The organism is Cellulomonas soli, from assembly GCF_052036975.1.
Lineage (GTDB): Bacteria > Actinomycetota > Actinomycetes > Actinomycetales > Cellulomonadaceae > Cellulomonas > Cellulomonas soli_A.
Map to the genome: position 1 here is coordinate 17,367 of NZ_JBQIAR010000013.1, position 18,519 is coordinate 35,885.

Genomic DNA, 18,519 nt, shown 5'->3' on the forward strand with positions numbered 1-18,519 from the left:
GTCAGCGACGCGCCAGGATCTCCTGCGCGCGGGCACGCGCCCACGTCTCGGCCTCCAGCACGTCCGCCAGGCCCAGCCCGCCCCGGGCCGTCCCGCCGTGCTCCCCGAGCACCCGCTCGACCGTCGAGACGATGTCGAGGAACCCGATCCGACCCGCCAGGAACGCCGCGACGCACTCCTCGTTCGCGGCGTTGTACACCGCCGGGTGCGTCGCCGACGCCGCGACGGCCTCCCTGGCCAGACGCACCGCGCCGAAGACCTCCTCGTCCAACGGCGCGAACGTCCACGTCGCCGCCTGCGTCCAGTCGCAGGCGGATGCAGCCTCCGCCACGCGCTCCGGCCAGGACAGCCCCAGTGCGATCGGCAGCCGCATGTCGGGCGGCGAGGCCTGCGCGATCGTCGACCCGTCGACGAACTCGACCATCGAGTGCACCACCGACTGCGGGTGCACCACGACCGTGATGTCCTCGACCGGCACGTCGAACAGCAGGTGCGCCTCGATCAGCTCCAGACCCTTGTTCATCAACGTCGAGGAGTTGACGGTCACCACCGGCCCCATCGACCACGTCGGGTGCGCGAGCGCCTGCTGCGGGGTGACCGACTTCACCTCGTCGTGAGTCCAGCCGCGGAACGGGCCACCCGACGCGGTCAGCACCAGACGCCGCACCTCGGCGCGCGCACCCCCGCGCAGGCACTGGGCGATGGCCGAGTGCTCGGAGTCCACCGGCACGATCTGGTCGGCCCGCACGCGCGCCGCGTGCACCAGCGGTCCGCCGACCACCAGCGACTCCTTGTTGGCGAGCGCGAGCGTGCTCCCCGCGCGCAAGGCCGCCACCGTCGGCCCCAGACCGACCGAGCCCGTGATGCCGTTGAGCACCACGTCGGCGCCCGCACCGGCCAGCTCCGTGGCTGCCGACGGGCCCACCAGGACCTCGACGTCCGGCCGCACACCCGCCCGCTCCAGAGCGTCACGCAGTGCCGGAGCCGCACCCGGGTCGGCGACGGCCACCATCTCGACCTGCAGCGCGGCCGCCTGTCGAGCCAGCAGACCCAGGTCACCGCCGCCGGCGCTGAGCCCACGAACCGTGAACCGTTCACGATTGCGGGAGATGACGTCGACCGCCTGGGTCCCGATGGACCCGGTCGACCCGAGCAGGATGACGCTGCGTGCACTCACCGGACCATCATCGCGGACCAGCGGCGCGCACCGGCACCGCCCGCGATCACTCCACGCCGAGCAGGACCTCGACGGCGCGGCCCATGAACGCGTCGACCGCGTGCTGACCGTACGCATCGGCGCCCTTGCGCCGACGGAACGTCGCCGCACGCACCTCGGCAGCCGTCAGCGGCGCCCCCTGGTCGAAGAACGCCACCAGACGGTGGCACACCTCGTCCACGTCGGCCGGCTCGTACCCCACGTGACGGCCCTCCGGCGGCGCGAACCGGTCGCCGTCGGGTCGCGACAGACGTCCGTACAGCGTCCGGGCCCGCTCCCCGAGCCTGTCCATCCACGCCTGCTGACCGTGCTCGGCGACGAACTCCGCCCGCTCCCGGGCGACGAACGCCGCCTCGAGCCGGTCCAGCGCCGCGTCGACGGCCGAGGTCACGTAGCCACGTCGCACCAGGTCGAACGCGACATCGCGCACGTCCTTGCCCGAGACCGTCCCCGGCACCCCCTGCTCGTACAGCAACCGGGCATGCTCGAAGAACTCGTCGACCTCGTCCGGGTCGTACCCGGACCGCAGACCCGACACGGTCCGGAACATCCCGTCGCTCACGCGTCCTCCTCCGCTGCCAGCTGACCGCACGCCCCGTCGATGTCCGAACCACGCGTGTCGCGGATGGTCGTCGGGATGCCGTGCGCCCGCAAGCGTGCCACGAACTCGCGCTCCACCTGCGGATCGCTCGCCGTCCACTTCGAACCCGGAGTCGGGTTGAGCGGGATCGGGTTGCAGTGCACCCAGCCACGCCCACGGGCGTTGAGCTTCTCGCCGAGCAGGTCCGCCCGCCAGGCGTGGTCGTTGATGTCCTTGATCAGGGCGTACTCGATCGACACCCGCCGGCCGGTCGTCTCGAAGTACCGGTGCGCCGCGTCGAGCGCCTCGTCGACGTCCCACCGGGTGTTGATCGGCACCAGCTCGCCGCGCAGCTCGTCGTCCGGTGCGTGCAGCGAGAGGGCCAAGGTCACCGGGATGCCCTCGGCCGCCAGCTTGTCGATCGCCGGGACCAGGCCGACGGTCGAGACCGTCACGTTACGGGCCGACATGCCGAAACCGTCCGGGGCCGGGGCGACCAGGCGACGCACCGTCTCGATGACCGCCTTGTAGTTGGCCATCGGCTCACCCATGCCCATGAACACCACGTTCGACAGGCGGCCAGGACCACCGGGGATCTCCCCGTCGGCCAGCGACCGTGCGGCCGCCCGGACCTGCTCGACGATCTCGGCCGTCGACAGGTTGCGGGTCAGGCCCAGCTGACCCGTCGCGCAGAACGGGCACGCCATGCCGCAGCCGACCTGGCTGGACACGCACAACGTCGACCGGTTCGCGTACCGCATGAGCACCGACTCGACCTTCACGCCGTCGAACAGGTGCCACAGTGTCTTCACGGTGGTGCCGCCGTCGGCGGTCAACGTGCGCACCGGCGTCAGCAGCTGCGGGAACAGGTCGTCGCCGATCCGCTCCCGGCTGGCCGCGGGCAGGTCCGTCATCTCGGACGGGTCCGAGGTCAGGTGCGCGAAGTAGTGCGTCGCGAGCTGCTTGGCCCGGAACGGCTTCTCACCCAGCGCCGTCACCGCCTCGACCCGCTGCTCGGGCGTCAGGTCGACGAAGTGCCGCGGCGGCTTGCCACGGGCACCACGGGTCGGCGCGGACATGTCCAGTCGGACGGGCGTCCCGGTCACGGGTGCCCCCTCTCGGGTCAGGCGGGCAGCAGCACTGCCAGGATCACGTACACGGCGGGGGCCGTCAGCAGCAGGGAGTCCAGGCGGTCGAGCAGACCGCCGTGACCGGGCAGCAGGGTGCCCATGTCCTTCAGCTCGAGGTCGCGCTTGAGCAACGACTCGGCCAGGTCGCCGAGCGTCGCGGTGACGACCGTCGCCAGGCCCAGGAACAGGCCCACCAGCGGGTCGCCCTCGAACGCGACCTGCACGCCGACCACACCGACCACGCTGGCCAGCACGATCGATCCCACCAGACCCTCGTAGGTCTTCTTCGGGCTCACCGTCGGCGCCAGGGGGTGACGGCCCAGCAGGGCCCCGACCGCGTAACCACCCGTGTCGCTGGCCACCGGCAGCAGCACGAAGAGCATGACCCGCGCCGGGCCGTCCGGCTCGGCCAGCATCAGCATGACGAACCCGCCGAGGAACGGCAGGTACGCCGCGGCGAACGTGGCGGCCGACGCGTCCCGCAGCGCAGCCAGGCCGTGCCCGTCCAGGGCACGCCAGACCACGACACCGCCGACGGTCAGCGTGAACGCCACGAACAACGCCTCGGCGCCCGAGGTGTACGCCGAGACCATGATGCCGACGGAACCGACGAGCAACGGCAGCAACGGCAGGTGGATCGCGCGGCGGGTGAACGCCTGCGCCAGCTCCCACATCGCCGCGCAGACGGCGACGACCGCGACGACCGCGAACGCCTCCTTGCGGATGAACAGGCTGGCGACGACGGCCACCAGCAGCCCGACGCCGACGAGGATCGCGACAGGCAGGTCGCGGCCCGAGCGCGGGGTGCGGGGGGCGGCGACGGCGTGCTCCGTCATCAGACCTCGAGCAGCTCGTGCTCCTTGGACGTGAGCAGGTGGTCGATGAGGTCGACGTGCTTCTTCGTCAGACCCTCGAGCTCCTTCTCCGCCCGCTGGACCTCGTCCTCGCCGGCCTCGCCGTCCTTGACGATGCGGTCGAGCTCCTCCTTGGCCTTGCGGCGCACGCTGCGCACCGCGATGCGGGCGTCCTCCGCCTTGGCCTTGGCGAGCTTGACGAAGTCCCGACGACGCTCCTCGGTCAGTGCAGGAAGCACCACCCGGATGACGTTGCCGTCGTTGGTCGGGTTGACCCCCAGGTCGGAGTCACGCAGCGCCTTCTCGATCGCCGCCGACGCGGACTTGTCGAACGGCGAGATCAGCACGGTGCGTGCCTCGGTCACGTTGAACGACGCCAGCTGCTGCAGCGGGGTCGGGCTGCCGTAGTAGTCGACGAACACCTTGGAGAACATCGCGGCGTTCGCACGGCCCGTGCGGATCGTCGCGAAGTCGTCCTTGGCGACCTCGATCGCCTTGTCCATCTTCTCCTCGGCCTCGAGGAGGGTCTCGTCGATCACCGGAGCTCCTTCGTGCGTGCGTGCAGGGGGGTGGTGCGAGGGGTGCGCGGAGTGGCCGCAGGTCAGTCCGCGGTGACCAGGGTGCCGATCTTCTCACCCTGCAGGGCGCGCGTGACGTTCCCGTGCTCCTCCAGGCCGAACACGCGCATCACCACGTCGTTGTCGCGGCACAGGCTCAGGGCCGTGGCGTCCATGACGGCGAGGTCGTTGACGAGCGCGTCGGTGTAGGTCAGGTGCTCCAACCGCGTCGCGGTCGGGTCGGTGCGGGGGTCGGCCGAGTAGACGGCGTCGACACCGTTCTTGCCCATGAGGACCTCCTGGCAGTGCGTCTCGAGCGCGCGCTGCACCGAGACGGTGTCCGTGGAGAAGAACGGCATGCCGGCACCCGCACCGAAGATGACCACGCGGCCCTTCTCCAGGTGGCGGATCGCCCGCAACGGGATGTACGGCTCGGCAACCTGACCCATGGTGATCGCGGTCTGGACGCGGGTGCTCACGCCCGCCTGCTCCAGGAAGTCCTGCAGGGCCAGGCAGTTCATGACCGTGCCGAGCATGCCCATGTAGTCGGCCCGGGCACGGTCCATACCGTTCTGGGCCAGCTCGGCGCCGCGGAAGAAGTTGCCGCCACCCACGACGATCGCGACCTCGACGCCGCCCCGCACCGCCACGGCGATCTCGGCGGCGATGCGTCGAACCACATCGGGCGCCAGACCGATGTCCCCGCCGCCGAACGACTCGCCCGAGAGCTTGAGCAGGACGCGTCGACGGGGTGCGGTCTCAGCGGTCAGGTCCTCGGTCACGGGTCCTCCACGATCCGATCGGTGCTGCTGGTGGAGCGGGTCCGCCGGTGGGGCGGCCCTCTGGAGCTGGTCGTGCAGGGTCGTGCGGTGCTGCGCTGGACGGCACCGGAAGACCCCCGGTGCACCGGTGGCCCCGACCCGAACGGGTCGGGGCCACCGATCACAGACTGATGATCAGGCTCCCACGCGGTAGCGCACGAAACCGGTCACCGTGCCGCCGGCCTCCGTGAGGACCTGGCCGACCGTCTTCTTGGGGTCCTTGGCGAACGCCTGCTCGAGCAGGACGTTCTCCTTGAAGTACCCGTTGAGGCGACCCTCGATGATCTTCGGCAGCGCAGCCTCGGGCTTGCCCTCGTTGCGCGCCGTCTCCTCGGCGATGTGACGCTCGGACTCGACCGTCTCGGCCGGGACCTCCTCGCGCGTGAGGAACGTCGGCGAGTACGCCGCGATGTGGGTCGCGATGTCGCGCGCCACACCGGCGGCGGCCGAGTCCGTCGCCACGAGGACGCCGACCTGCGGGGGCAGGTCCTTGTTGACCTTGTGCAGGTAGACCTCGACGTGCTCGCCGGCCACACGGGCCAGGCGACGCACCACGATCTTCTCGCCGAGCGTCGCAGCGTTCTCGTCGACGAAGCTCTGCAGCGACTTGCCGTCGACGTCCTCGGCGAGGAGGGCGTCCGCGTCACGGGCGGCCGAGCCGACCGCGACGGAGAGCACCTTGTCCGCCAGGGCGATGAACGAGGCGTTCTTCGCGACGAAGTCGGTCTCGGAGTTGACCTCGACCAGCACGCCGGTCTGGCCCTCGCCGTCGGCGGTGGGGCCGACGTGCGCGGCGACCAGGCCGTCGGAGGCCGAGCGGCCCTCACGCTTGCCGACGCCCTTGAGGCCCTTCACGCGGATGATCTCGAGCGCCTTGTCGGCGTCGCCCTCGGCCTCCTCGAGCGCCTTCTTGACGTCGAGCATGCCCGCACCGGTCTTCTCGCGCAGCGCCTTGATGTCTGCCAGCGAGTAGTTCGCCATCAGTGTCCGTCCTTAGTCGTGGTGGGTGCGATGAGCGGGCGCGTCACTCGGACGCGGCGTCGCCCTCGGCCGGGGTCTCGACAGCGGCCTCGGCGACCGGAGCGGCCTCGGCGGGAGCAGCGGCCTCCTCGGCGACCTCGGCCGGCGCGGCCTCGGCAGCGGGAGCGGCCTGCAGCTCGGCCTCGGCACCGGCGAGCAGCTCGCGCTCCCACTCGGCCAGCGGCTCGGCCTCGGCCTCGGCACCCTCGGCGGCCGCGGTACGACCCGAGTGGCGCTTGAGCAGGCCGTCGGCAGCCGCGTCGGCGATCACGCGGGTGAGCAGGTGCACGGCGCGGATCGCGTCGTCGTTGCCCGGGATCGGGTAGTCGACGACGTCCGGGTCGCAGTTCGTGTCGAGGATCGCGACGACCGGGATACCCAGCTTGCGCGCCTCGTCGACGGCCAGGTGCTCCTTGTTGGTGTCGACGATCCACACGGCCGAGGGGACCTTGGCCATGTCACGGATGCCACCGAGCGTCTTGGCGAGCTTGTCCTTCTCGCGACGCATGATGAGCAACTCCTTCTTGGTGAAGGCGCTCCCCGCGACGTCGTCGAAGTCGATCTGCTCGAGCTCCTTGAGGCGCTGCAGACGCTTGTTCACGGTGGCGAAGTTGGTGAGCATGCCACCGAGCCAGCGCTGGTTGACGTAGGGCATGCCGACGCGGGCAGCCTGCTCGGCGACGGCCTCCTGCGCCTGCTTCTTGGTGCCGACGAACAGGATGCTGCCGCCGTGGGCGATCGTCTGGCTGACGAAGTCGTACGCGCGGTCGATGTAGGACAGCGACTGCTGCAGGTCGACGATGTAGATGCCGTTGCGCTCGGTGAAGATGAAGCGCTTCATCTTGGGGTTCCAGCGGCGGGTCTGGTGCCCGAAGTGGACACCGCTCTCGAGCAGCTGGCGCATGGTCACGACGGCCATGGCACGTCCTTCCGGCGTCCGCCCACGGGGCGCACGCTCAGTCGTGCGAACCCGTCGGACGGGCTCGCGTCTCGGTTGTCGGCACCGGCACTGTGGTCGGCACCCCTGGCACCATGTCGGCGGCGTCCCCGGGCGGACCCGGACCGATGCCGCAGCCGACCCCGGGCGGAACCGAGCCCGACGAGGCCGGGCCGGGCGACCGTCCGGGTGGATGGCGCGCGAAGTCGACCGGCACGGACCGGTCGCACCAGGAGTCTAGCGGACCCCAGACGTGACCTCGAACCGCCCCGTGCGCGAGACGCCCACAGCCCGACGGCACGGACCGGCGACCCTGGAGGTCGGCACGAGAGCCGCCTGACGGCAGACCCGGTGCGAGCCTGAGCGGATGCCGCACCCGCGCACCCCTGACCCCGGCCACGGCGCCCCGAGCGCCCCTGATCGGCCCGCGCCACGCATCGGCCCGCTCCGGGCCGGAGCCTGCATCCTGGTCGCGGGGATCTCGCTCGTGCTCGGCGCACCGGGACCAGGCCGGGCCCAGGCCGACGCACCGGACGCCGGTGCGTCGAGGTCCGCGCACGGCACGTACACCGCTCCGCTCGACGGCGAACCACGGGTCGCGCACCCGTTCGACCGTCCGGCCGAGGTCTGGGCGGCCGGGCACCGAGGCGTCGACCTGGCTGCTGCACCCGGCGACGAGGTCCTGGCCCCGGCCGACGGCGTGATCTCGTTCGCCGGCCAGGTAGCCGGACGGGGCGTGGTCACCGTGACCCACGGCGACGGCCTGCGATCCAGCCTCGAGCCCGTCGACCCGCTGGTCTCCGTCGGGCAACGGGTCACACGAGGCGCCACCGTGGCCACCCTCGACGCGATCGGCACGGACCCCGCACCAGCAGGTTCGGGCACGCACTGCGCGCCCACGACGTGCCTGCACTGGGGTGTGCGGCGGGGCACGCAGTACCTGGATCCGCTGTCATTGCTGGGCGACCAGGGGCCCGTGGTGCTGCTGCCGTGAGCCGGTACCGCGCGTCGGTCAGACGCGCTCGGCCTCCAGCAACCGGGCCCGCAGGCGCGCCATGGCCGCCGTGTGCATCTGGGAGATGCGCGACTCGGTGACGCCGAGGACGCGGCCGATCTCCGCCAAGGTCATGCCCTCGTAGTAGTAGAGGACCACGACGATGCGCTCACGCTCGCCGAGCTGCTCGATCGCACGGGCGAGCAGGTACTTGGTCTCCTGAGCCTCGAGCGACCCGGCAGGGTCGACGACCCGGTCGTCACTGAGGGTCTCCCCCAGGGACACCGCACCGGGACGGTCGTCCCCGCCGCCCAGCAGCTCGTCGAGCGCAGCGACGTTGACCGTCGAGAGCTGCGTGAAGATGGCCCGCAGATCCTCCACACCCATCTCGAGCCGGTCGGCGACCTCCCGCTCGCTGGGCACGCGGTGCAGCTCGCCCTCGAGCTCGGCGTACGCACGGTCCACGGCACGCGCCTTCGTCCGGACGGACCGCGGCACCCAGTCGATGGATCGGAGCTCGTCGATGATCGCACCACGGATACGCGAGGACGCGTACGACTCGAACTTCACGGCGCGGTCGGTCTCGTACTTCTCGATCGCGTCGATCAGGCCGAACATGCCGTACGAGACCAGGTCGGCCTGCTCGACCGTGTTCGGCAGCCGCATGCCCACCCGGCCGGCCACCGCCGAGACGAGCGGGGCGTAGTGCAGGATGAGCCGCTCGCGTGAGAGCGCGCACCCCTGCGACTTGAACACCGACCACAGGCGGATCACCTCGGCGACCAGCTCGTCCTGGGCGACCTCCGCGTGATCGAGCGGCACGACCACCCGCTGCGAGGGGATCACGCCGTCAGGCGCAGAGCCGGCCAACCGCGCGCGCGCCTCGAGCACGTCGGTGTGTTCGGTCATGGTCTGCTCCAGTTCTCGGCTCAAGCCCGCGGGTGCGCGAGCTCGAAGGCGGAGCGCAGGCGCTCCGCGGACACGTGGGTGTAGCGCTGGGTCGTCGCGAGGCTCGCGTGACCCAGGAACTCTTGGACGGAGCGCAGGTCGGACCCGTGCTCCAGCAGGTGCGTGGCGGCCGTGTGCCGCAGGGCGTGCGGCGCCAGGTCCGTGACGCCGGCGAGAGCCGCCACCTGGTGCACGGCCTCCCGGAGCTGGCGCTGGTCGACCCGGCCGCCGCGTCGACCGAGGAACAACGCGGCGGGCGTCTGGGCACGAACCAGCCTGGGACGGCCACGCTCGATCCACTGACGCAGCGCCTCGGCCGCGGGTCGCCCGAACGGCACGACCCGCTCCTTGTCTCCCTTGCCGACGACCCGGACGGTGCGCTCGGCCAGGTCGACGTCGTCGACGTCGGCACCGCACGCCTCCCCCACACGAACCCCCGAGGCGTACAGCAGCTCGAGCGCGGCCCAGTCGCGCAGATGGATCGGGTCCTCGTCCTGCGCGCGAGCACGGGCGGCGTCGAGCAGCTCGCCGACCGGTTCGACACCCAGGACGGTCGGGAGGCTGACACCCGGACGCGCGCTGGCCAGACGCGCGGCGGGATCGCTCGGGACCCGACCCGTGCGTGCCGCCCACTCGAAGAAGGTGCGCACCGCGGCGCCACGGCGTGCCAGGGTCGATCGGCTGCGCTGAGCAGCAGCCATGGATGCGAGCCACCCACGCAGCGCGGCCAGGTCGACTGCCTCGAGCGTGGCCTGCCCGTGCCGGGCGGCGTAGCCCAGCATCTGCTCGACATCGCCCACGTACGCCCGCACGGTGTGCTCCGACAGGCCCCGTTGCGCGCGCAGGTGCAGCGCGAAGTCAGCAACCAGGAGCGAGCGCTCCTGGGGGCTTCCTGTGGGCTGCGGCGGGTGCACGTGACCACGGTGACGGGAAACACACGGACGGACAAGGTAGGCCCGCCGTACAGGGTGAGAACACGAGGGGGAATGCGACGACAATGTCCGTTTCTCGAGTCACACCCACTGTCACGAGTGACGGATTTCACCCGCTGCCGGACTCAGGTACGCACTTCCGAGTGCCCTTGTCCCCCGGGAAGGGCTCGGGTGCGGCGTTCCCCGCGAGCCGCTCACCTCGGAATCCGGGCGCTCGGCACACCGGCCCGAGAGCACGGCGGCGCCGGGGCGACCGCGGTCCGAGGACCGCCACGCCCCGGGCACGCCGCCCTCAGGAACGTCGCGGCGCCCGGCGCCACCGGCCGGCTGTCCGCGCGGCGAGACCGTCGAGCTCGAGCAGGCCCAACGCGCCGCGGGTCTGGGTCACGGACACGCCGGCCGACGCCGCCAGGTCCTCGACCGTGCGACCCGCGCGTACGGACAGAGAGTCCAGGACGGCCCGAGCCACGGGGTCGCGCGCCTCACCAGGTCGCACGCGCTCGACCGGGGCGGGCGCCAGGTCGCTCCCGAGCATGCCTGCCAGCTCCATGACCTCGGCCGCGTCGGTCACGCACACAGCCACGCCCTCACGCAGCAGACGGTGCGTCCCCGCCGAGGCGACCGAGGTCACCGGCCCGGGGACGGCGCCCACCGGCCGCAGCAACCGCGCGGCGTGGTGCGCCGTGCTGAGCGCACCCGAACGCCAGGCCGCCTCGACGACGACCGTGGCAGCAGCCATGGCGGCGATCAGCCGGTTGCGCTGCAGGAAGCGGCTCTTGGTCGGCACCGCGCCCGGTGGCACCTCGGCCACGACTGCGCCCCCGTCGACCACGGTGCGCTCGACCAGGCGAGCGTTCCCCGCCGGGTACGAGCGGTCCACGCCACCGGCGAGCACGACCAGGGTCCGTCCGCCGACCGACAACGCCCCGCGGTGCGCGCTCGCGTCGATGCCGTACGCGCCACCCGAGACGACGCACCCGCCACGACGGGCGATCCCGTCCGCCAGGTCGAAGGCGACCCGCTCGCCGTACGAGGTGGAGGCTCGCGCCCCCACCACCGCGACCGAACGCGACAGGTCCGGCACCGCACCGCGCACCCACAGGCACAGCGGCGCCGACGGTCCCAGCGCCTCCAGGCCGGAAGGCCACTCCGGGTCGCCGGGAACCACGACCCTGGCACCGACCCGAGGAGCCAGGTCGAGCGCACCTGTCAGGGCGTCGTCCGTGGTGCGGGCCAGCCGGGGGGCCCACCGGTCGAGTGCACGGCCGACCTGCTGTCGTCCGGTCGGTTCGACCTCGCCGCGCTGCTCCTCCAGCTCCAGCCACCCCTGCGCCGCGAACGAGCCGGGTTCGCGGACCCACCGACGCACCCAGTCCAGTGCGGGACCGGCGCCGAGCGCGGTGACCAGGGCGCCGGCCACGGGGTCTCCTGGCTCGACCAGCGCACTCCAGGCCGCTCGCGCCGCGCGCTCCTCCATCACCGCACTCATGCGCCCTGACCCCGCGTGCGCATCAGCAGCGCCTGGCCCACATGCCCCCGACCGGGGGCGTCGTCCCCGTCGAGATCCGCCAGGGTCCACGCCACACGCAGCACCCGGTCGACCCCTCGTAGGCTCAGGGTTCCGCGATCGATCGCCCGGTCGAGGTCCGCCAGCAGCGCCCGGCCACCCCCGAGCCGCTGCCGCAGCCACCCACCGGGCACCTCGGCGTTCGTCCGCCAACCGGTCCCGGCCAGACGGGCACCCTGCGCCGCCCGCGCCCGGGCCACGCGGGCGGCGACCGTCACGGTGCTCTCGCCCGGGACGTCCCCGGCACGCGCCGGGGCGAGCTCGACCTGCAGGTCGACGCGGTCGAGCAGCGGACCTGACAGCTTGCCGAAGTACCGGCGCCGCTGCTCGGACCGGCACGTGCAGTCCAGGCCCTTGCCCCACGCCCGGCCGCATGGGCACGGGTTGGCCGCCATGACCAGCTGGAACCGTGCCGGATACCGCGCGGTGCCGGCCGCCCGGTGCAGCACGAGCTCTCCGTGCTCGAGCGGCTGCCGCAACGTCTGCAGGACCGCCGTCGTGAACTCGGGGGCCTCGTCCAGGAACAGGACCCCTCGGTGCGCGCGCGACGCGGCGCCCGGGCGTGGCAGCCCGGAACCTCCGCCCACGATGCTCGCCGGTGTCGCGGTGTGGTGGGGGTCCTCGAAGGGCGGGCGTCGTAGCAGTCCCTGCTGGGGGTCGAAGGTGCCCGCCACCGAGTGGACGGCCGTCACCTCGACCGCCTCGCGCTCGTCGAGGTCAGGCAGGAGCCCCGGCAACCGGGCGGCCAGCATGGTCTTGCCCGCCCCGGGAGGGCCGACCATGAGCAGGTGGTGGCCGCCCGCTGCCGCCACCTCGAGCGAGCGCCGCGCATCGGCTTGCCCGACCACGTCCGCAAGGTCCAGCGGGTGCGCACCGGCGGGGACCACGGCAACCGCGCCGCGGGCCATCGACGGCGCGGGGACCTCGACGTCGGCGCCGTAGTGGGCCACGACCTCTGCCAGGCAGTCGGCCCCGCGCACCTGCGCCCCAGGGACCAGCTGGGCCTCGGCGAGGTTGGCGCTGGGCACCACCACGCGTGGGCGGCCGGCAGCGACCGCGGCGGCCACGGCGGGCAGCACGCCGCGCACGGGACGCAAGCGGCCATCCAGGCCCAGCTCACCCAGGTGCACGACCTCGGCCACGGCCTCGACCGGGACGACACCCGCGCCTGCGAGGGTGGCGACCGCGATCGCCACGTCGAACACGGAACCCGACTTGGGCAGCGTGGCGGGCGAGAGGTTGACCGTGATGCGCCGGTTGGGCCAGGCCAGGCCGGAGGACGTCACGGCGGCACGGACCCGGTCGCGGGACTCCGCGAGCGAGGTGTCCGGCAGACCCACCAGCGTGAAGGCCGGCAACGAGGGCGCCAGGTGCGCCTCGACGTCCACCACGTGCCCGGTCAGGCCCACCAGTGCCACGGCCAGCGTGCGGCCGAGCACCACTCAGACCACCCCCACGAGGTGGTCCACCAGCGCGGCACCCTGACGAGGCACGAGCACCGCGATGACGTCCACCCGCACCGACGCCGGGTGCACCTCGTGCTCGGTCAGCCACCGGGCGGCGAGCCTGCGCACGCGGGCGAGCTTGCGCTGGGTCACCGCCTCCGCGGGGTGCCCGAACGAGGTCGAGCGCCGGGTCTTGACCTCGACCGCCACCAGCTCGTCGCCGTCGAGCCCGACCAGGTCGAGCTCACCGTCGCGGCACCGCCAGTTCCTGTCGAGCACCTGCCACCCTGCTCGGAGCACGTGCGCCGCAGCGACGTCCTCCCCATACCTGCCGACCGCATCCGTCGCGCGCACCGGACCACCTCCCGAGCACCCAGGCTGCCGGGAGGAACCGGGGCCACGGGGCGGGGCGTGCGCCGTCCGGGCGTCGACCTCACGGGCCGGTGGCTGTGGACGCCTCGGACGTCAGCGGCCGAAGCCCGCCGCGCTCCCACCGAGGTCGAGCTCCGCCTTGGCGAGCTCCTCGACGTTGACGTCCTTGAACGTCACGACACGCACCGACTTCACGAACCGCGCCGAGCGGTACACGTCCCAGACCCAGGCGTCGGCCAGACTCAGCTCGAAGTAGACCTCACCGGCCGCCGAACGCACCTGCAGGTCGACCTGGTTGGCCAGGTAGAAGCGGCGCTCGGTCTCCACGACGTACGAGAAGAGCCCGACGACGTCGCGGTACTCACGGTAGAGCGCGAGCTCCATGTCGGTCTCGTAGTTCTCCAGGTCCTCCGCGCTCACAGACCCATCATCCCCCATCGCCCGCTCCGGACCGCCCCGCGACGCACCCGCAGCCCCTCAGGCCCCGGCGCCCGCGCCCGCGCCCGCGCCCGCGCCCGCGCCCGCGCCCGCACGATCGAACACGGCCAGCAGGTCGGGCATGACGTCGACCTCCTCGCGCAGCACCGGCGCGGGCTCCGCGGCGGGCAGCCGCCACGAGCGCCGGTGCAGCTCGCTCGGACCCAGCTCACGCAGTGCCGCCACGTGGTCGGGAGAGGCGTACCCCTTGTTCTCGTGCCAGCGGTAGGCCGGGAAGCGTTCGGCGAGGGCCGCCATCAGCCCGTCGCGCTCGCACTTGGCCAGCACACTGGCCGCCGCGACCGAGGCGCACGTGCGGTCGGCCTTGACCCGCATGCGCACGGTGGGCAGGTGGGCCACCTCCGGCTCGGAGAACAGGTCACCCTGCGTCGGAGGTGTCAGCCAGTCGTGCGAACCGTCGAGCAGCACCGTGTCGACCGGCCCGACGACAGCGGCCACGGCCGTCAGCGCGCGGGTACCTGCCAGGCGCAGCGCGGCGATGATGCCGTACTCGTCGATCTCCTGCGCCGAGGCGTGCCCGACGGCCCGCGCGCGGCCCCACCGGGTCAGTGCGGGCAGGAGCGCCGTGCGGGCGGCGGGGCTCAGCAGCTTGGAGTCGGCCACACCCACCGGCGCCGAACGCGTCGAGAGGTCCACGACCACGACGCCGACGCTCACCGGACCGGCCAGCGAACCGCGACCCACCTCGTCCATCCCGGCCACGAGCGTCGCACCCTCGCGCAGCAGCGTGCGCTCCAGGCGCAGGTGCGGGCCGCTCATCCCTGCTCCGAAGCCGCAGGGACGTCGGCGAACACCTCACCCGGGTTCTTCAGCACCGCGGCACGCGACAGCGGCCACACCGTGACGAAGGCGACCCCGACCACGTTGTCGACCGGGACGAAACCTCCCCCGGGGTTGCCGGTGTTGAACCGGGAGTCCGCCGAGTGCTGCCGGTTGTCGCCCATCACCCACAGGAATCCCTCGGGCACGACCTTGTCGAACGCCACCTCGCTGGGGATGGCTCCCTCCGCGAGGTAGGTCTCCTCGATCGCCACGCCGTTGACGGTCACCGGCGACCCTGCGCCCGCGCACGCCACATGATCGCCCGGCAGGCCGATCACGCGCTTGACCAGGTGCGACCCGGCGTCCTGGGGCAGCAGACCGACCCAGGTGAGCGCGTCGTTCACGGCCTCGCCCACCGGTCCACGATCGGGCGGTGTGGTGGGCTCCAGCCAGCCACCGGGGTCCTTGAAGACGACGACGTCGCCGCGATGCAGGTCGAACGGCCCCGGTGTCAACTTGCTGACCAGGATGCGGTCGTCCTCGACGAGCGTGTCGTGCATCGAGGAGCTGGGGATGAAGAACGCCTGCACGAGGAACGTCTTGACCAGCAACGACAGGACCAGGGCGCTGCCCAGGATGATCACGGTCTCGCGTGCCCAGGCCAGGCCGGTGCTCTGGCGACGACGGGCCGCGTGCCGGTGCTCGGGCACAGAGGTGCGGCGGTGCTGCGCGGCGGCCTGCTCGCCCTCGTCGACGCGCGCGAACCCCGCCGGGCTCACGACCGCGGGCGGCCCGGCAGGATCGGGTCCTTGCACGGAGGTCGGCGACCACGGTCGTGGGGGGAGGTCGTCGATATCGTCCGTGCGGTCGTCCACCCGGACACTCTCGCATGCCGCGCGGCACCGCGAGCATCGGGCCACGCATCAAGGCCCCGTCCGCACCGGTCCGGGAACGCCGACGGGCGGTCACCGGAACCGGTGACCGCCCGTGGAGACAAGGAGCGTGGAGCGTCAGGCCTTCTTGGCCGGGATCGCGTCGCGCTTCTCCTTGATCTTGGCCTTCTTGCCGCGCAGGTTGCGCAGGTAGTACAGCTTCGCGCGACGGACGTCACCGCGGGTGACGACCTCGATCGACTCCAGCGACGGGGAGTGCACCGGGAAGGTCCGCTCGACGCCGACCTGGAAGCTGATCTTGCGGACGGTGAAGGTCTCGCGCACGCCGTCACCCTGGCGGGCGATGACGACACCCTGGAACGCCTGGATGCGGGAGCGGTTGCCCTCGACGACCTTGACGTTGACCTTGACGGTGTCACCGGCGCGGAAGTCCGGGATGTCGGAGCGCAGCGAGGCTGCGTCGACGCTGTCGAGCACGTGCATGGTGTGTCACTTCCCCGCCCCTGCCACAGGTCAGCAGCGCGTTACGGGCGTCCGTGGACGCCGGATCGGCTCATGGTCCGGTACGTCGAGAGAATGCTCCCGTGGTCGTGGGTCGTCTCCCCTGTGGCAGAGACGCGACCGGCGCGCACCGACCTCCCAGTCTGCCACAGGCAGCCACGGCGCCGGTAATCGTCGCCTCAGCCCTGGCCGCCGGTCCCCAGCTCGTCTCGCGCCCTGCCGCCCTCGGCCTGCCAGTCGGCGCGCGGGCCGCTGCCGGCGAGGACAGCGCGGTCGTGCGCGTCCAGCCCCGTCGGGTCGAGCGCCGCGACAAGGTCCGGGCGGCGCTCGGCGGTCCGCATCAGCGCCTGGTCACGGCGCCAGCGTGCGATGCGGGCGTGGTGGCCGGACAGCAGCACCTCGGGTACCTCCAGCCCGTCCCAGACCGGCGGCTTGGTGTACACCGGGTACTCCAGCAGACCCGCGGCCCCGTGCGACTCCTCGACCAGCGAGTCGGGATTGCCGACGACGCCGGGCAGCAGCCGAGCCACCGCCTCGACCACGACGAGGGCGGCGACCTCGCCTCCGTTGAGCACGTAGTCCCCGATGGACAGCTCGGACACCCGCCCACGCGACCGGTAGTGCTCGGCGACGCGGGCGTCGATGCCCTCGTACCGTCCGCACGCCAGCACCAGGTGCTGCTCGCCGGCCAGGCGCTCCGCATGCCGCTGCGTGAACGGCTCGCCCGAGGGCGTCGGCACGATCAGGTGTGCGCCCTCGTCCAGCACGTCGTCCAGCGCGCGCCCCCACACGTCGGGGCGCATGACCATGCCGGCACCGCCGCCGAACGGGGTGTCGTCGACCGTCCGGTGCCGGTCCGTCGTCCAGTCGCGCAGGTCGTGCACGCGCAGGTCCAGCAGACCCGTCTGACGCGCCTTGCCGACGAGCGAGAGCTCGAGAGGGCTCAGGTAGTCCGGGAAGATCGAGACGACGTCGATACGCACGTCAGCCCTCGTCCGTGCCGCGCGTCTCGTCCGAGACGACCAGGTTCGCCGCGTCCGAGGCCAGCAGACCGCCGGGCGGGTCCAGGACCACCCGACCACCCGGCACGTCCACCACGGGCACGATCGCGCGCACGAACGGCACGAGCGTGCGCGCGCCGTCGGTCTCGCGCAGCACCAGCATGTCGTGCGCCGGCAGGTGCTCGAGCCCGACGATCTCGCCCAGCAGCCTGCCGTCGACGTGCTCCGCCCGCAGACCCGCCAGCTCGTGCGGGTACCAGGCGTCGTCCTCGTCCGACTCGGCTGCCTCCACGACCAGCTCCACACCCCGCAGTGACTCGGCGCCCGTGCGGTCGTGCACCTCGGCGAACGTCACGAACCACCGGTCCTGCTGGACCCGGGTGCGCTCGACGGTCAAGGGACCCGCCGAGGCAGGTTCGGTCTGCAGCCGGGTGCCGACCGCGAACCGCTCGTGCGGGGTGTCGGTGCGCAGGTCGAGCGCGACCTCCCCGCGCAGGCCGTGGGCACGGCCGATCCGCGCGACGGTCAGCTGCATGGTGATCCTCCGGTGGTTCGCGACGGCTCGGGCCGACCTGGGATGGGGTGCTGCGCACGACGCCCATGGCGAAGGCCCGGTCCCCACAGTAGGGGCCGGGCCTTCGCGGGGTGCCTTCGCGGCGTGCTGCGTCAGCGGCGGTCGACGTCCACGACGTCGACCCGGACGGAACCGTCCGGTGCGAGCGCACCGACGACGGTGCGCAACGCACGTGCGGTCCGACCGCCGCGACCGATCACCCGGCCGAGGTCGTCGGGGTGCACGCGCACCTCGAGGAGCTCGCCGCGTCGCAACGTCGACGTCTTCACGCGGACGTCGTCCGGGTGGTCGACGATGCCGCGCACCAGGTGCTCGAGCGCGTCGGAGAGCATCAGGCCTGCTCGTCCTCGGCGGGCGCCTCGGCCGGGGCCTCGACGGCCGCAGCGGCCTTCTTCTCGGACGCCTTGGCCTTGGCCTTCTCGGCGTCGGCGGCGACGGCCTCGACCGCGGCCTTGACGTCGCCCTTGGCGGCCTTGGTGCGCAGCGTGCCCTCGGCGCCCGGCAGGCCCTTGAACTTCTGCCAGTCGCCGGTGACCTTGAGCAGCGCGAGGACCTGCTCGGTCGGCTGCGCGCCGACACCGAGCCAGTACTGCGCACGCTCCGACTTGACCTCGATGAACGAGGGCTCCTCGGTGGGGTGGTACTTGCCGATCTCCTCGATCACGCGACCGTCGCGCTTGGTGCGCGAGTCGGCGACGACGATGCGGTAGTACGGCGCGCGGATCTTGCCCAGGCGCTTGAGACGGATCTTGGTGGCCACGGTGTGGTCTTCTCCTGAGGTCTGCTGGGGTGGTCTTCCCGCGCGGCTCCGTGGGGTGGGCGCAACGGTTCGTCCGGGGACACGGCACCGCGCAGGTAGAGGGGCTGCTCGGGCCGGGTACAGCCGACCATTGTGCCAGACGCACGAGCCCGCCCCC

At 72.4% G+C, this 18,519-nt stretch carries 22 protein-coding genes; 1 reads left to right on the forward strand and 21 read right to left on the reverse strand.

Translation table 11 applies throughout. From position 1 onward, the window contains the following. Position 1 precedes the first annotated feature (1 nt). The 8 genes from dxr to rpsB all read right to left on the reverse strand — a co-directional run bounded on the left by dxr (position 2) and on the right by rpsB (position 7,097). Complete coding sequence (dxr, locus tag ACTHAM_RS13455; protein WP_440688281.1) at positions 2-1,177, reverse strand: 1-deoxy-D-xylulose-5-phosphate reductoisomerase; 1,176 nt, start codon at positions 1,175-1,177, stop codon at positions 2-4. A gap of 46 nt (positions 1,178-1,223) precedes the next feature. Continuing rightward, the gene (locus ACTHAM_RS13460) at positions 1,224-1,778 is read right to left on the reverse strand and encodes a DivIVA domain-containing protein (protein ID WP_440688283.1); all 555 of its coding nucleotides are present in this window, start codon (positions 1,776-1,778) and stop codon (positions 1,224-1,226) included. Further along, complete coding sequence (gene rlmN / locus ACTHAM_RS13465) at positions 1,775-2,902, reverse strand: 23S rRNA (adenine(2503)-C(2))-methyltransferase RlmN (protein ID WP_440688285.1); 1,128 nt, start codon at positions 2,900-2,902, stop codon at positions 1,775-1,777. The genes ACTHAM_RS13460 and rlmN overlap by 4 nt, the downstream gene beginning before the upstream one ends. Positions 2,903-2,919: 17 nt before the next feature. Further along, positions 2,920-3,762, reverse strand: a complete 843-nt coding sequence (locus tag ACTHAM_RS13470; RefSeq protein ID WP_440688287.1) for a phosphatidate cytidylyltransferase — start codon at positions 3,760-3,762, stop codon at positions 2,920-2,922. Next, positions 3,762-4,319, reverse strand: coding sequence for a ribosome recycling factor (frr, locus tag ACTHAM_RS13475; RefSeq protein WP_440688289.1), 558 nt, complete (start codon positions 4,317-4,319; stop codon positions 3,762-3,764). The genes ACTHAM_RS13470 and frr overlap by 1 nt, the downstream gene beginning before the upstream one ends. A gap of 62 nt (positions 4,320-4,381) precedes the next feature. Next, entirely contained in the window at positions 4,382-5,119 is a 738-nt protein-coding gene (gene pyrH, locus ACTHAM_RS13480; protein WP_440688291.1) for a UMP kinase, read from the reverse strand. Between the two features lie 174 nt (positions 5,120-5,293). Continuing rightward, the gene (tsf, locus tag ACTHAM_RS13485; RefSeq protein ID WP_440688293.1) at positions 5,294-6,139 is read right to left on the reverse strand and encodes a translation elongation factor Ts; all 846 of its coding nucleotides are present in this window, start codon (positions 6,137-6,139) and stop codon (positions 5,294-5,296) included. Between the two features lie 43 nt (positions 6,140-6,182). Continuing rightward, positions 6,183-7,097 (reverse strand): 30S ribosomal protein S2, encoded by a 915-nt coding sequence (gene rpsB / locus ACTHAM_RS13490; protein ID WP_440688295.1) that lies wholly within the window; start codon positions 7,095-7,097, stop codon positions 6,183-6,185. Positions 7,098-7,482: 385 nt separating this feature from the next. On the opposite strand from rpsB, the gene ACTHAM_RS13495 reads away from it, so the two are divergent. Then, positions 7,483-8,109: a murein hydrolase activator EnvC family protein gene (locus tag ACTHAM_RS13495; protein WP_440688297.1), complete on the forward strand. Its 627-nt coding sequence runs from the start codon at positions 7,483-7,485 to the stop codon at positions 8,107-8,109. 18 nt (positions 8,110-8,127) lie between these two features. Here ACTHAM_RS13495 and whiG read toward each other — a convergent pair whose 3' ends face one another. The 13 genes from whiG to rpsP form a co-directional block, all read right to left on the reverse strand. Beyond that, complete coding sequence (gene whiG / locus ACTHAM_RS13500; RefSeq protein ID WP_440688299.1) at positions 8,128-9,018, reverse strand: RNA polymerase sigma factor WhiG; 891 nt, start codon at positions 9,016-9,018, stop codon at positions 8,128-8,130. 20 nt (positions 9,019-9,038) lie between these two features. Then, positions 9,039-9,971, reverse strand: a complete 933-nt coding sequence (locus ACTHAM_RS13505) for a tyrosine recombinase XerC (RefSeq protein ID WP_440688301.1) — start codon at positions 9,969-9,971, stop codon at positions 9,039-9,041. Positions 9,972-10,281: 310 nt separating this feature from the next. Beyond that, complete coding sequence (dprA, locus tag ACTHAM_RS13510) at positions 10,282-11,478, reverse strand: DNA-processing protein DprA (RefSeq protein WP_440688303.1); 1,197 nt, start codon at positions 11,476-11,478, stop codon at positions 10,282-10,284. Beyond that, positions 11,475-12,998: a YifB family Mg chelatase-like AAA ATPase gene (locus ACTHAM_RS13515; protein ID WP_440688305.1), complete on the reverse strand. Its 1,524-nt coding sequence runs from the start codon at positions 12,996-12,998 to the stop codon at positions 11,475-11,477. The genes dprA and ACTHAM_RS13515 overlap by 4 nt, the downstream gene beginning before the upstream one ends. Beyond that, the gene (locus ACTHAM_RS13520) at positions 12,999-13,355 is read right to left on the reverse strand and encodes a YraN family protein (RefSeq protein ID WP_440688308.1); all 357 of its coding nucleotides are present in this window, start codon (positions 13,353-13,355) and stop codon (positions 12,999-13,001) included. Between the two features lie 111 nt (positions 13,356-13,466). Then, positions 13,467-13,793, reverse strand: coding sequence for a DUF2469 domain-containing protein (locus ACTHAM_RS13525; protein ID WP_440688310.1), 327 nt, complete (start codon positions 13,791-13,793; stop codon positions 13,467-13,469). A gap of 57 nt (positions 13,794-13,850) precedes the next feature. Then, the gene (locus ACTHAM_RS13530; RefSeq protein WP_440688312.1) at positions 13,851-14,630 is read right to left on the reverse strand and encodes a ribonuclease HII; all 780 of its coding nucleotides are present in this window, start codon (positions 14,628-14,630) and stop codon (positions 13,851-13,853) included. Beyond that, a complete protein-coding gene (lepB, locus tag ACTHAM_RS13535; RefSeq protein ID WP_440688314.1) occupies positions 14,627-15,412 on the reverse strand; it encodes a signal peptidase I in 786 nt (261 codons plus the stop codon). Before lepB ends, ACTHAM_RS13530 begins: the two co-directional genes overlap by 4 nt. A gap of 231 nt (positions 15,413-15,643) precedes the next feature. After that, entirely contained in the window at positions 15,644-16,009 is a 366-nt protein-coding gene (rplS, locus tag ACTHAM_RS13540) for a 50S ribosomal protein L19 (protein WP_440688316.1), read from the reverse strand. Positions 16,010-16,206: 197 nt separating this feature from the next. Further along, positions 16,207-17,010: a tRNA (guanosine(37)-N1)-methyltransferase TrmD gene (gene trmD, locus ACTHAM_RS13545; protein ID WP_440688318.1), complete on the reverse strand. Its 804-nt coding sequence runs from the start codon at positions 17,008-17,010 to the stop codon at positions 16,207-16,209. Between the two features lies 1 nt (position 17,011). Next, positions 17,012-17,563, reverse strand: coding sequence for a ribosome maturation factor RimM (gene rimM, locus ACTHAM_RS13550; RefSeq protein ID WP_440688320.1), 552 nt, complete (start codon positions 17,561-17,563; stop codon positions 17,012-17,014). A gap of 131 nt (positions 17,564-17,694) precedes the next feature. Next, positions 17,695-17,934, reverse strand: coding sequence for an RNA-binding protein (locus ACTHAM_RS13555; protein WP_440688322.1), 240 nt, complete (start codon positions 17,932-17,934; stop codon positions 17,695-17,697). Further along, on the reverse strand, positions 17,934-18,362 hold the full coding sequence (rpsP, locus tag ACTHAM_RS13560; protein ID WP_440688324.1) for a 30S ribosomal protein S16: 429 nt from the start codon (positions 18,360-18,362) through the stop codon (positions 17,934-17,936). Before rpsP ends, ACTHAM_RS13555 begins: the two co-directional genes overlap by 1 nt. Between the last annotated feature and the right edge of the window lie 157 nt (positions 18,363-18,519).

Bases quoted from the DNA above. Each gene is read 5' to 3' on its own strand.
- tsf (WP_440688293.1), bottom strand. From the start codon at position 6,139: ATGGCGAACTACTCGCTGGCAGACATCAAGGCGCTGCGCGAGAAGACC.
- ACTHAM_RS13470 (WP_440688287.1), bottom strand. From the start codon at position 3,762: ATGACGGAGCACGCCGTCGCCGCCCCCCGCACCCCGCGCTCGGGCCGC.
- whiG (WP_440688299.1), bottom strand. From the start codon at position 9,018: ATGACCGAACACACCGACGTGCTCGAGGCGCGCGCGCGGTTGGCCGGC.
- dprA (WP_440688303.1), bottom strand. From the start codon at position 11,478: ATGAGTGCGGTGATGGAGGAGCGCGCGGCGCGAGCGGCCTGGAGTGCG.
- rimM (WP_440688320.1), bottom strand. From the start codon at position 17,563: ATGCAGCTGACCGTCGCGCGGATCGGCCGTGCCCACGGCCTGCGCGGG.
- ACTHAM_RS13495 (WP_440688297.1), top strand. From the start codon at position 7,483: ATGCCGCACCCGCGCACCCCTGACCCCGGCCACGGCGCCCCGAGCGCC.
- ACTHAM_RS13530 (WP_440688312.1), bottom strand. From the start codon at position 14,630: ATGAGCGGCCCGCACCTGCGCCTGGAGCGCACGCTGCTGCGCGAGGGT.
- rplS (WP_440688316.1), bottom strand. From the start codon at position 16,009: ATGCACGTGCTCGACAGCGTCGACGCAGCCTCGCTGCGCTCCGACATC.
- rpsB (WP_440688295.1), bottom strand. From the start codon at position 7,097: ATGGCCGTCGTGACCATGCGCCAGCTGCTCGAGAGCGGTGTCCACTTC.
- ACTHAM_RS13555 (WP_440688322.1), bottom strand. From the start codon at position 17,934: ATGCTCTCCGACGCGCTCGAGCACCTGGTGCGCGGCATCGTCGACCAC.